Origin of the sequence: Flavobacterium sp. UMI-01 (genome assembly GCF_019656315.1) — a bacterium.
Taxonomy (GTDB): domain Bacteria; phylum Bacteroidota; class Bacteroidia; order Flavobacteriales; family Flavobacteriaceae; genus Flavobacterium.
The window spans coordinates 313,403-327,269 of the sequence record NZ_BPLU01000038.1 but is presented as its reverse complement, the minus strand read 5'-3'; the positions used below and the strand labels follow the sequence as shown (position 1 = coordinate 327,269).

The 13,867-nt window shown below is 36.4% G+C and carries 8 protein-coding genes; all 8 read left to right on the top strand.

Annotation, left to right across the window (positions count from 1 at the left end; translation table 11 throughout):
- Positions 1 to 83 precede the first annotated feature (83 nt).
- The 8 genes from K5R64_RS11975 (at position 84) to K5R64_RS11940 (ending at position 13,851) form a co-directional block, all read left to right on the top strand.
- Positions 84 to 758, top strand: coding sequence for a T9SS type A sorting domain-containing protein (locus K5R64_RS11975; protein WP_220763725.1), 675 nt, complete (start codon positions 84 to 86; stop codon positions 756 to 758).
- A gap of 146 nt (positions 759 to 904) precedes the next feature.
- On the top strand, positions 905 to 2,587 hold the full coding sequence (locus K5R64_RS11970; RefSeq protein WP_220763723.1) for a sulfatase: 1,683 nt from the start codon (positions 905 to 907) through the stop codon (positions 2,585 to 2,587).
- 171 nt (positions 2,588 to 2,758) lie between these two features.
- Entirely contained in the window at positions 2,759 to 4,387 is a 1,629-nt protein-coding gene (locus K5R64_RS11965; protein ID WP_220763721.1) for a DUF5060 domain-containing protein, read from the top strand.
- Between the two features lie 112 nt (positions 4,388 to 4,499).
- Complete coding sequence (locus tag K5R64_RS11960; RefSeq protein ID WP_220763719.1) at positions 4,500 to 6,047, top strand: alpha-L-fucosidase; 1,548 nt, start codon at positions 4,500 to 4,502, stop codon at positions 6,045 to 6,047.
- Between the two features lie 181 nt (positions 6,048 to 6,228).
- Positions 6,229 to 8,916: a right-handed parallel beta-helix repeat-containing protein gene (locus tag K5R64_RS11955; protein WP_220763717.1), complete on the top strand. Its 2,688-nt coding sequence runs from the start codon at positions 6,229 to 6,231 to the stop codon at positions 8,914 to 8,916.
- Entirely contained in the window at positions 8,913 to 9,599 is a 687-nt protein-coding gene (locus K5R64_RS11950; RefSeq protein ID WP_220763715.1) for a fibronectin type III domain-containing protein, read from the top strand. The genes K5R64_RS11955 and K5R64_RS11950 overlap by 4 nt, the downstream gene beginning before the upstream one ends.
- A gap of 64 nt (positions 9,600 to 9,663) precedes the next feature.
- On the top strand, positions 9,664 to 12,222 hold the full coding sequence (locus tag K5R64_RS11945; protein WP_220763713.1) for a hypothetical protein: 2,559 nt from the start codon (positions 9,664 to 9,666) through the stop codon (positions 12,220 to 12,222).
- A gap of 117 nt (positions 12,223 to 12,339) precedes the next feature.
- Complete coding sequence (locus K5R64_RS11940; protein WP_220763711.1) at positions 12,340 to 13,851, top strand: arylsulfatase; 1,512 nt, start codon at positions 12,340 to 12,342, stop codon at positions 13,849 to 13,851.
- The last annotated feature ends 16 nt before the right edge of the window (positions 13,852 to 13,867 follow it).

Below are 13,867 nucleotides of genomic sequence, written 5' to 3'. Positions count from 1 at the left end.
TATCTTATAACACATACCAACAAGTCTAAACTCTTATAGTCTTCTACTTTTGAAACCATTATCAACAATAAAATATCAATATGATGAAAAAATTACTTTTATTCAGTGCCTTAGTGGCAACGACATTGTCTTTTGCTCAGACTTTATCCGTAACAATCAATGGTAAAACTGTAGATGATTTTCTAGCCTCTACAGTTCCTGTAAATACGTTTCCAGCTAATACACCGTTGACTATTGGAGTTTCGTATACTAATTTACCTGTTGCACCAAGTAATACACAACCAGTGGGACAACAAGCTAGAATTGTATTTAGATTTTATGAACCAGCATCTACTCCCGGAGTTTTTAAAAATGCTTTGTATCTAAATGGCTTTAAAGAATCGGATCCAAATGTAAATACATCTACATTTCAATACACAGCAACTGAAGAGGTAGCGGGACATACCCTTCAAATTTTTGCAGCAGGTGCCCAAGGAGCTACACAAACTCAGAGATTTAACATTAATGTAAGCAATAGTGCTACTTTAAGTACTCCATCTGTTGAACTAAATGCAGTAGGGGTGTACCCAAACCCAACTACAGGTAACCTAACTCTTGATAGTAACGAACTAATCAATGGGATCGAAGTATATGATTTATTAGGTAAAAATGTGAAAACCTTTAAAAACACAAATGAAATCAATATTTCAGATCTAAATAATGGTACATACATTTTAAAAACCGATAATGGTAAAATTGCAAAAATTATAAAACAATAATAAACATTGTCTAGTTTAGCCTAAAAAGCAGTCTTAATAGACTGCTTTTTTTGATTACAATCATTTTATTACCTTAATAAAACCATTTGTGGTAATCCTTATGGTATAATTTCCCGAATTTTATTCCATTAAAAATTATAGATATAATGAATTTCAAAACAATTACTTCCTTTACCCTTGCTTTGATTGCATCTACGAGTTTAGTGGCTCAAAAAAGCAATAAAAAAACTCAAAAGCCTAATATTATTTACATTATGTCTGATGACCATACCTCACAGGCATTTGGTATTTACGGCAGTCGCTTGGCTAAATTGAATCCTACACCCACCTTAGATAAAATTGCAAAAGAAGGAATCATCTTTGATAATTGTTTTGTGAATAATTCGATTTGTACTCCTAGTCGTGCTTCAATCCTTTCAGGCCAATACAGTCAGGCTAATGGAGTACTTGACCTTGAGGGCGAATTACCGATGGAAAGACAATATTTGCCTATCGAATTGAAAAAATTAGGCTATCAAACGGCACTTATTGGAAAATGGCATTTGGAAGCACAACCTAATTTTGATTACTACAATGTTTTGACACAACATGGGGGCCAAGGTTCTTATTTTGATCCATATTTGACCGAAACAGGAATGCCTTACGCCAAACCGGATGCAGCCAAACAACTAGGCAAACAATACCAAGGTCATAGTACCGATGTCATTACCGATATTTCTATCAATTGGTTAAAAAACAAAAGAGATAAAAACAAGCCTTTCGTTTTATTTCATCATTACAAAGCGCCTCATGATAATTTTGAGTATGCTCCACGCTACAAAGATTATTTAGAGAATGTTGAAATTCCCGAACCTGCTAGTTTGTATGATAATAAAAACAATGGCTCCATAGGAACTCGTGGAGTAAACGATGCGTTGATTCATGACATTGGTTCCTCAGTGTCTAAAAGAAATACTATTCGTAGTCAAGGGATGATGCTGTGGGATAAAAACTCGGTAAAAAACTCAGACCCAAATTTTGATCCAGCCAAGAAAATTCGTGATGATATGTCTGGTAGAGACTATACGCATGCAACTTATCAAGAATATTTAAAGCGTTATTTGCGTTGTGTAAAAGGAGTGGATGACAATGTTGCTCGATTAGTCGCTTTTTTGAAAAAAGAAGGTTTGTATGATAATACGATAATCATTTACACAGGTGACCAAGGCTTTATGCTTGGAGAACATGATTATATCGACAAACGATGGATGTATGAAGAGTCTATGCGCATGCCATTTTTCGTTCGTTTTCCAGAGAAAATCAAAGCAGGTCTTCGTACGGATGCCATCATCAACAATACCGACTTTGCACCAACCATCATTGAGTTAGCAGGTGGAAAAGCCCCAAAACAAATGCAAGGACATAGTTTTAAACAAATACTAGAAACAGGAAAAGAACCAAAAGGATGGCAACAATCCACTTATTACAGATACTGGATGCATATGGCACATGCCCATGCAAACCCAGCACATTTTGGTATTCGAACAAAAAAATACAAACTGATCTTTTTCTATGGTAAATATTGGGTAGATACCCAAGACCCAAATGCCGATTGGAACAAAAAAAGTTGGGGGAATCGTTTTACTTTCGATACACCAGCGGCTTGGGAGTTTTATGATTTAAGCAAAGACCCTCAAGAGATGAACAATGCATATAGCGATCCTGCTTATAAAAATATCATTGCCGATTTGAAAAAACAACTCGTATCAAAAAGAAAAGAACTCAACGAAGAAGACGGAGCTAAATTTCCGCACATTCAAAAAGTAATTGATGCTCACTGGAACGATTAACATTTAATAGTTTTTGGGCGTGACCCTCCGTAAAAACTGCGGGTCGGGCTTTCCGTTCCCGCTTTTTTTTATCCCAAAAAAAGGGATAAAAAAAGAGCTCCACTTCAACCCCTCACGCAAGAAAAAACTAGAAGACCCAACATCAAAAAATGAAACATAATTACGGATCCTATGAAACCTATTTTAAAACTAGCATTATCTACCTTTTTATTAGTATCCCTAAAGTTTAATGCGCAAATTGCTCAAGAAAACTTCAAACAGAATAAAACCTATTCAGTTCCAAAATGGGAGGTAATTGATATCAATATCACTACAAAAACACAGCTAAAACAACCCTTTACGGCAGAATTTGGAGCTGTTTTTACTCATGAAAATGGGCAAAAACAACAAGTGCCTGGTTTTTTTAATGGAAATAACGAATGGGTTATTCGCTTTTCAAGTTCGCTTGAAGGAGAATGGAGTTACATAACTTTTGGCGACGATAAAGCATTAGCAAATAAAAAAGGAAAAGTTTTCATCACCAAGAACAAAGCTGACAACCATGGCGCTATTGTTATTCAAAAAGAAAAACCACAACACTTTTTTTATGAAGATGGCACGCCTTATTTTCTACTAGCTTTTGAGTGTGACTGGTTGTACGCTTTGGATTATCATAACGATAAAGGATTGCCTAAATCAGACCATTTGTTGAATTTAATCCAAGAAAATGGATTCAACCAAGTGGTGATGAATGTGTTTTCGTATGATGTGAGTTGGAAAAAAGATCCTAAACTAAAATTACATCCTGAACATGAATTTGGAGCGCCTCAAGATATTTTTCCTTTTTTAGGGAATAATAAAAAACCAGATTTTAGTGCATTAAATCCTGAATTTTTCAAAAAACTGGACCGCACCATTAGTTTAATGCACGACAAACGCATCGCCTCTCACCTGATGATTTATGTTTGGAACAAACTGGTTGCTTGGCCTGATATGAATACAGAGGCTGATAATATGTATTTTGATTATGTAATCAAACGTTACCAAGCCTTTCCAAATATTGTTTGGGATATTTCCAAAGAAGCCTTGTTTTATGGCAGAGCCGATGAAAAATACATCAACGACCGAATCGAAAGAGCTCGCAAAGCGGATCAATTTCATCGTTTGTTATCTGTTCATGATTTTAAATTTTGTACCAAATATCCAGAGAACGTTGATTTTATCTCCACTCAAGACTGGTCTGATAATATTTATAACAAAATGTTAGAAGCCAAAAACAAATTCAAAAAACCAGTTTTTAATATCGAACACGGAGGTTATGAAGAATCACCTTATGTGGTTTTTACAGGTGATTATGTCAATGCCGAACATTGTTTGCGTCGCAATTATATGTGCCTTTTTGCGGGTGTTTACACTACCTATTATTGGCAAGGAGCGTCTTGGAATGCGATTATTTACAATCCGTTTGAACAACCAGCTGATTTTATCAAACCTCATTTTGATTTTTTCAAGCACATGCAAAAATTATTCACCACCGTTGATTTTACCAAACTAAAACCAACTCCTAATAAAAATGGTAGTGGTTATTGCCTAACGGATGATGACGGAACTACTTTATTATATGTAAACAAAGAAAATTTCGGAATCAATACTTGGCATTTGAAACCAGAGCATGGAGCGAGAACTTTACAGTGGATGAATGTTATTACTGGGGAATTCACTCCTGAGGAAGCAGTAACGGGTAAAGAAAAACAAATTTCTCCGTGGGCAAATAAAGCAGATGCTATCCTGATTTCAAGATTAATCACTAAAAAAAACTGACAAAAACTAGACAATAATCATTTAAGATACCATTTTAGACATACGTAGCCCTCTAAAAAAACAGTTCTACCGAATTTTGTCAAGTAAAATAACATCATTAATACATTATACAATGAAATTGAAAAAATCAAACGTATTGATTCCATTTGTATGTTCGTTACTATTTTTGTCATGCAAATCACAAAATAGTGCTAAGACGTCAATAGCTGTATCAGGGAAACCAAAATTTGAAGCCAATTGGGAGTCCATAAAGGCAAATTACAAAGATCCAGCATGGTTTAACAAAACTAAATTTGGAATCTTTATTCACTGGGGGGCATACTCTGTACCTGAATTTGGTTCAGAATGGTATCCACGTAATATGTATATGGATTCCATTAAGTTTTCGGCTCAATTAAACCCCGAAACTAAAGGCCCTTCTAAAGAATACTTACATCATATTGAGAAGTATGGAGACTTAAAAAAGTTTGGTTACAAAGATTTTATCCCAATGTTCAAAGGAGAAAAATTCAATGCTAACGAATGGATTGATTTATTCAAAAAATCAGGAGCCAAATATGTGATTCCTGTTGCGGAACATCATGACGGATTTGCGATGTACAAATCGACTGTTACCAGATGGAATGCCGTTGACATGGGACCTAAAAGAGATATTTTAGGTGAGTTATTTAAAGCGGGTAGAGAAAAAGGAATGATTATGGGATGTTCTTCTCACTTTGCTTTCAACTGGTCGTATTATAATAAGAAAGACAAATTTGACACCACTGACCCTCAGTTTTCTGATTTGTACTCTAAAAAAGGGAAAAATATCAACGAACCTACATCGGCGGAATTCAAAGACCTTTGGTGGAGACGTACCAAAGAAATTATCGATGTGTACCAACCGGATATTTTATGGTTTGATTTTATGCTAGATATTCCAGATTTTGCTGACCAAAGACCAAAATTAGCGGCCTACTATTACAACAAAGGAATTGAATGGGGGAAAGAAGTAGTTTTACAAGATAAAAACTTTAGTCATGAAGCCTTTCCAGAAGGAACAGTAATCTATGATTTAGAAAGAGGGAAGTTACCTGGTATTCGAAAATTACCTTGGCAAACGGATACTTCTATTGGAAAAAACTCTTGGAGTTATGTTTCGAATTGGCAGTCAAAAACAGCTAATGAAATTGTAGATGATTTAGTAGATATCATCAGTAAAAACGGTTGTTTATTATTGAATGTAGGACCTAAATCAGACGGAACAATTCCACAAGATCAAAAGGATATTTTACTTCAAATAGGAAGTTGGTTAGAAATGAATGGTGAAGCAGTATATGACACTCACTACTGGAAAACTTTTGGAGAAGGACCAACAGAAGTTAAAAAAGGACACCATTCTGAAGGGAACAATAAAGGATTATCCTCCAAAGACATTCGTTTTACACAAAAAGGAAACAAATTATACGCCATTGTCCTAGACTGGCCAGCGGATGGAAATGTAAATATTGAAACATTGGCAAAAAACAATCCGTATGCTAAAGATTTAAAAATCAAAAAAATTAGTGTATTGGGTAGCAAAGAAAAAATCCAATGGAATCAAACAGACAAAGGATTACAAGTAAAAATGCCATCTTCTAAACCAGGAGATTTTGCTTATACGATTGCAATTACCTTATAATATTCAGAATTTTAATTCTTATGAAGAGGCTGCCTTTTTTCGGACAGCCTCTTCTCTTTTTAATAAAAACCATTCGTGTTATTCTCTAAATCATTTGTTCAAATATATCATTAGCTCTTGATTTAAATTTGTTTACCATTTAAACTAACAATAAACCAAATTATAAACAAATGCTATTGAGATGAATTTTACTTTAAAAAAAACGATAACCGTCTTCTATTTATTTTTGGTAATGACTACATCAGCTAAAAATATCTATGTTGCTAAAAACGGCAATGATTCTAATGCAGGAACTGAGGCAAGTCCGTATTTGACTATTTCTAAAGCAGCTACTGTGGCTGTTGCGGGTGATGTAGTTTATATAAAACAGGGAACTTATGAGGAAACGCTAACGCCAACCAATTCTGGAACAGCGGGAAATCCCATTGTGTTTCAGTCCTATCCTGGCGATAAAGTGATTATCAGTGCGATGGAGGCGCTTTCGGGTTGGACTTTAGATAGTGGAAATGTCTATAAAACAACGATACCATTTGCATCACTGGGTCAGGATAATTTTGTAATGAACGGAGCAACTGCTTGTGATTTAGCTCGCTGGCCTAACAAAACAGATAAAAATCCATTTGCACTCAATACCCTTAGAAATACAGGGGGAAGCGGGAGTGATGTAGCTACGGGTGCGTATTTACTTTCGAATCAAATACCAGCTATTGATTGGACAGGAGGTACACTTTATTTTTATGGAGACAAAGCAGGTTCGGGTTGGTTGGCTTGGAAAGAAACCATTACCAGTAGCTCATCGGGTAGAGTCAATTTTGAACTTAATAAAAATCCCACTTGGATTAGAACGGCACATGCCCCAGCAGATTTAGGGGACTTTTATCTTGAAGGAGTCAAAGGTGCTTTGGATTATCAAAATGAATGGTATTTTAATGAAACAACTAAGGAACTGTTTTTGCAATTTCCTGCGGGAGTAGTTCCTACAGATGGTGTGGTGAAAATGAAACGCCGTAATTTGACGGTAAATTTAAATGGTAAAAAATACATCGAAATTAAAAATCTAGCGGTCTTTGGCGGACGAATCGAGATAAAAGGAACCACTACTACAAATAATACACTCTATAGAGTAACGGCTTTGTATTGCAATCATACCTTAGGTGTTTTTTCAGGATTTTCGGCTAATAAACCTGCCGTTTTTATTGAAGGAACAAATAATTTGGTTGATAAATGCGATATTGGTTTTGGTGCCGCTTCAGGGATTCAAATTGCAGGTACTTATAACAAAGTGACTAACACTCGCATCCATGATTTTAACTATTTGGGGTCTTATGATGCGCCACTGATGGCTAGAGGAGGCAACTACAATACCTTCAAAAACAATTCGATTTTTAATGGAGGACGTGATGCGATTCAATATTTTGGTCAATATTGTGAATTTGCTTATAACGATGTTTCTAAAAGTAATCTTATTGCTGACGATTGTGGTTTGTTTTATACCGTGGGCAAACAATTAGGAACTGAAATTCATCATAACTGGTTTCATGATGCTGCTTCAACTGGCACAAAATATAAGGCAGCTGGAATTTACCTTGACAATGATGCCGAAAGTTTTTCAGTACACCACAATGTGGTATGGAATACTGAATGGTCAAGTATTCAAATTAACTGGAACGGAAAAGACATCAATATTTTTAATAATACCTTATGGAATGGCAGTACGGTCATGGGGGCTTGGCATAAAGAAGGAACCGCATTTTCGAATGTGAATGTTTGGAACAATTTAGGCAGTAGTGATACTTGGGAGCCACAATCGGATAAACAAAATAATTTGGTGGTAACAACAACCGTTTTTGAAAACAGTACGTTGGGAGATTTTAGATTAAAAGCGAATGCTTCGCCAATTGACAAAGGAAAAATAATACCAGGAATTACCGATGGCTACGCAGGTGCTAGTCCAGATGCAGGTGCTTATGAATTTGGTGATAATTGGGTAGCAGGTATCAATTGGAATCCTAAATACGGCCCTACAGGAATGGGATGCTACGGTGTACCAGGAGAAGATTGTATAAACGATGCAGACAATGACGGAATAGAAGATGCGCTTGATTTGTGTCCTAATACACCTGTAGGGACTAAAGTAAACAGTGCCGGATGTGCTTATTTTGTATTACCAAATGATAATTTTAAAATTCAAACAATAGGGGAAAGCTGTAGAAATAGTAACAATGGAAGTATCCTTATTACTGCCAAGGAAAACTTGAATTACACTGTAACATTAGAAGGTACAACGCAATTTAAAACGTTTTCAACTAGTACCCAATTTGATAATTTAGCTGCTGGAACTTATACGCTTTATATCACTACAACTGCCGATGCTAATTATAAACAATATTTTACGGTTGTCATTACAGAACCTAGTGACTTAGCGGTTTTGACCAAGAAAAATACAATTAACAACGAAATCACCTTAACGCTTTCAGGTTCTGATTCCTATAAAATTGATTTAAATGGCGAAAGTTATAAAACAAACCAATCTCAAATTACCTTAACATTAAAAGAAGGCCTTAACGATTTGAAAGTAAAAACCGAAGCGGATTGTCAAGGTATTTACGAGGATAAAATTTTAGTTTCCACGAGTCAAATTTATTTTACCAATCCAGTAACAAACGAGTTAAAAATAGAAGGTGATTTTATAGGTAAGCCAATTTCGTATAGTTTAGTTTCATTATCAGCTCAGCGTATTATCGAAAAGTCATTTCAAGCTACAGAAAATAGCATTGTAATTCCAATGACCAATTTATCCGAGGGAATTTACTTTTTTACGATTAACTATTCAGCCAAAACCGAACAATTAAAAATTATAAAGCAATGAACCATTTGTTAAAAATCATTATGTTATCAATGCTTTTCCTATCTATAAGTTGTAGTAAGGACACAGCTGAAACGAGTCCTAGTCCAGTTGCTGCTCTATTAACATCCCCTTTGAAAGATACGGAATGCAATACAGGAACCCTTGTTTCAACTACAGAGAACAAGGTGGATTTCCAGTGGAAAGCTTCAAACCATACCGATAAATACACTGTTGTGGTGACTAATTTGAATACCAAAGTTGTAACTGAGAAAGAAGTAGGTACTCCTACGGTGACATTTACTTTAGTAAGAGGTGTACCTTATTCTTGGAAAGTAATTTCAAAATCAAATACTACTACTTCAACAGCTAGCTCTGAAACTTGGAAATTTTACAATGCAGGGGAAGGGATTAGTAATTATGCCCCTTTTCCCGCAGATGTTGTAAGTCCACTAATGGGCAGTACTGTTTCATCAAATTCTGTAACGCTACAATGGAATACAACTGATATTGATAACGATATCTCAAAGTATGAGGTCTATTTTGGAACTACAAATCCTCCAACTCTTTTACATACTACAACAATCAATAAACAAATTACAAATCTAAATGTAGCGCCTAAAACAATTTATTATTGGAAAGTGGTAACCATTGATGCTAAAAACAATCGTTCTACTTCACCTATATTTGATTTTAAAACACAATAAATAAAAACCTGTTAAATGAACGCTGTTGCAATCTTGATGTAAACCCAAGAGAATGCCCCTTACCATGAAAAATACAATAATCCTTCTCTTTTTGGCTAGTTTTTCGTTTCAAGGATACGCGCAACTAGACAAAAAATATTTTAAAAAATTACAAACTGAAAAAGTCACCTCAACTGATGCTGTGGAGTGGCGTCAGTTTGGACCAGGAATGGCGGGTTATTGCGAACAATATTGGTGTCATCCCACAAATACCAATGTAATGTTCATGTCACCCGATATGTTCAATAGTTACGGTACTTGGGATAACGGAAAATCATGGCATACCATTAAAGATTATGATGGCAATGGTAGCGATATGCGTCGGGTGCAAGCCATTGAATTTTCTCGTCAAACCGCCTCTTTTGGTTTAGCCATTGATGTGAGAGGAGATTTATATCGAACGGATAATACAGGCAAAAACTGGAATAAAGTGCCTGATTTTATCGGTAAAGGCCGTTATGCGAGCTTGGCTGTGGATCCTTCAAATGACAACAATTGGTACGTGGGTAGTGGCGATTTTTGGAACGTAAAAGCCAATCACAGAAGCCTTAATAATCTTAAAGGGGTAGTTTATAAATACGCATCTTATGGCAATATTCTAAAAAGCTCCGACAAAGGTAAAACCTGGAAAAAAATCACCAACGGCTTGCCTGAAACGCTAGATGTAGGTCGGATTATTGTGGATCCAAACAATTCGAAAAACATCATCATGGCAACCAATTCGGGGGTGTATCGCAGTACGGATCAAGGCGAAAATTGGGAAATCAGCGCTACAGGTTTGCCGAACAATTTACCTCGTGATATGGCGTCCTATTACAATCCAAAAACAAAAGAGTTTGTACTTTATGTACTCGAACAAACGTTCTATATACCCGATGGCAAAACTCTAAAAACAAAAGGAGGTATTTATAAAAGTACGGATGGCGGTAGAAACTGGTCGTCTATTTCAGGAAATATAGCTTTGGATTACACTAAAATTACGACTTATGATGCTATAAGAGGCTATTGGAAAACGATGGCTTTTTGGTTTGGAAAGTCAGAGAATAGCATCAAGGAGCAATATCCTAATTTACCAACTGAAATGTTTACTACCTTTAATCGCTTGGTGGTAAATCCTTTGAACAAAGATGAAATTTACATTTCGTACAATGTAAAACACGATAAAGCTTTTGGACCTGGAGACGTTTGGAAAACTACCGATGGAGGAAAAAATTGGATAGCTACCGCGCGTACAGGTAAAGATTGGGCTGCTAATAAAGACAAAGCGTATTGGGAATCTCGAAACAATCCATTAGGTGAAAACACTAAATTTGCACACCTTCAAGCGGAAATTGATCATCGTCCTGAAATTTCAGGGAATCGTTTTATGCAAATCAATAACAAAGGCGAACTTTTTATTTGTATCGAACAACAAATTTTACGTTCCAATAACGGTGGTCAATCTTGGGAACAAGTAGATGATATCGAAACCAAATCGGGTAGCAAGCATTGGGTAGGTCGTGGCGGAAGCAACTTACCAGGTCGTTTTATGTTATTGGACACAGGTATCAAAGGACGAAAATTCTTTTGTAGTGGCGAACACGGTTTATGGGAAAATGCAAGTTTAGATGATTATCCAGATAAAAATGCGGTTGCGGTCAAGCAAATTGAAGGTCAGGTTAATGAAAAAGGAGCAACCTCGATTGCTTCAGTAGCCGTTCATCCTAAGGATCCCAATATAATTTACATTTTGATGTTCAGACAAGATCATCGCGGTGCTTTCAGACGCAGTACTGATGGCGGAAAAACATGGGAAGACCTTTCTGTTCCTTTGCCTTGGACGGGGAACACTTCTTCGGAGCATATTTTTCAATATTCTCTAAGTATCGATTATAAGAATCCCAAAAATATCTATTTTACGGTTATTGCCAATGCCATTTCGGAGGTTAGTGATAGTAAATTGTCGGACGAGTTTAATATTTTAGGTGTGATGAAAAGTAGCGATGGAGGATTAACTTGGAACTTGAGTAATACGGGTTTACCTGAAGGCGCTAGTGTGAACCGAATTGCGATGGATCCTGAAAATCCTTCGGTTTTATATGCTGCTTCAAATCAAGGTAAAAAAGGAGTTTTGGGTGGTTTGTATAGAACAACCAATGGCGCGAGTAATTGGGAGGCCGTAGCTATTCCGTCGGCAATTAAATCAGTAAACAACGTTTTTGTAGATAAAAAGACCAAGGATATTTACATTTCTTGTGGAACTAAAATGGGTACTTTTGACGAAGGTGGCGTGTGGAGAAGCAAAAACAATGGAAAAAGTTGGGAAAAAATATTCGATATGCCTTATGTATGGCAAACCGAAACTTCGCCATTAAATTCCAATTTGATTACTGTGGTAGTAGCGGCTCAAAACGAAGCCAAAGGCGCTACTAATGTCAATCCAGGAGCTTATCTCTCAAAGGATGCTGGAAAAACGTGGACCAAAATCAATAAAAATTTAGGACAACCCGATACCATTACCGACTTAAAACCAGACCCAGAGGATGAATCCATCTTGTGGTGTGCGCTCAAAGGAAGTGGATGGGCTAAGGCAATTATAAAATAAGCGAAAAAAGAACAGAAATTATCAATAAGTATAAAGACCTGTCTTTCGATAGGCAGGTTTGAGAAATTGGAGCAATCCTTACACTCTCTTGAAGAAAATAGAATTTAAATTAAAGAAATGAAAAAAAACATCCTTTTAGCACTTAGTCTAGCACTAGCTTTAAGTGCCACAGCTCAAAAAAAACCGAATGTAATTGTTGTTCTCGCCGATGATATAGGAACAGGAGATTTGTCGTATTATCGCAAATTACACTCGGATAAAATTATACTGGAAACACCTGCCTTAGATCAATTAGCGCGAGAAGGAATGATTTTTACAGATGCACATGCACCGGCCGCTTTGTGTGCTCCATCACGTTATGCCATTATGACGGGGAACAACTGTTACCGCAGTTATGCGCCTTGGGGTGTTTGGGGTTCTTATCAGCCTTCGCCTATCAAACCAGATCAATTGACCTTAGGGAAGTTGATGAAAAATGCGGGCTACAGTACGGCTTTCTTTGGGAAATGGGGATTTGGATCCGATTTTTACGAAAAGGATAACCCGAACAAAATTTACCAAGGTTCACGTCAGAAAATTGAAATGGATGTTGATATTCGCCAAATTGCGGGTAATGGTCCTAAACAAAACGGATTTGACTACAGTTTGATGTTTCCATCTGGAATTCAAAACGTGCCCTATGCCGTTTATGAAAATGAAAAATGGATGCCTCTGGAAAGTAATTCAAAAATCGGATTTATTTCGCAAGAAAACATGACGAAAATTGGCGTTACGCTCGACAAAGAGGAAGGTCTAGGAGACACTGCTTGGGATCCACACAATATGGGGCCCCTTTTAGTAAACAAAGCGGTTAATTTTATTGAAAAAACAGATAAAAAAAGTCCATTTTTTATGTATTACTGTTCGCTAGCGGTACATTTGCCTCATTCGCCTTCAAAGGAATTGAACGGCAAAAAAATTGCAGGTTCAACTCCTTCCGCTCATATGGACATGATTAAAGAGCTAGATGTGCAAATTGAAATGTTGATAGCGGCTTTAAAGAAAAAAGGGGAGTATGACAATACTATCTTCATTTTTACTTCGGATAATGGAGGATTACAAATTAAGGAAACGGGTCAATCTGGACATAAATCAAGTGATATTTATCGCGGAGGAAAAAACCAACCTTATGAAGGTGGACATCGTGTACCCTTTATCGTTTCATGGCCGGGACAAATCAAAGCCGAATCCATATCTGATACTCCTATTGTAGGATTGGATATTTTGGGCACACTTGCCGCAGTAACCAATCAAAAAATACCTGAAGGTCAGGCTATAGATTCCGCTAATTTATTGCCTATTTTATTAGGGAAAAGTAAATCGCCTGTGCATCCGTATATCATTTCACAATCTGGAACTTCAAAAGAAGCCATCATAACCCAAGACGGATGGAAATTAATAATTGCTTTTGACAAAAAAGATAAAAGTGACCAAATCAGAAAACCTTTTGCGCTTTACAATTTGAACGACAATCTAGAAGAGAAGGAAAACGAAAACCTGATTGACAATCCAAAATACCAATCCAAAGTAGCTAGTCTTTTTGAAACCTATAACCAAATCAGAGCAACAGAAAAAGCAACCAAATTGTAAAGCGACAAAGAATATT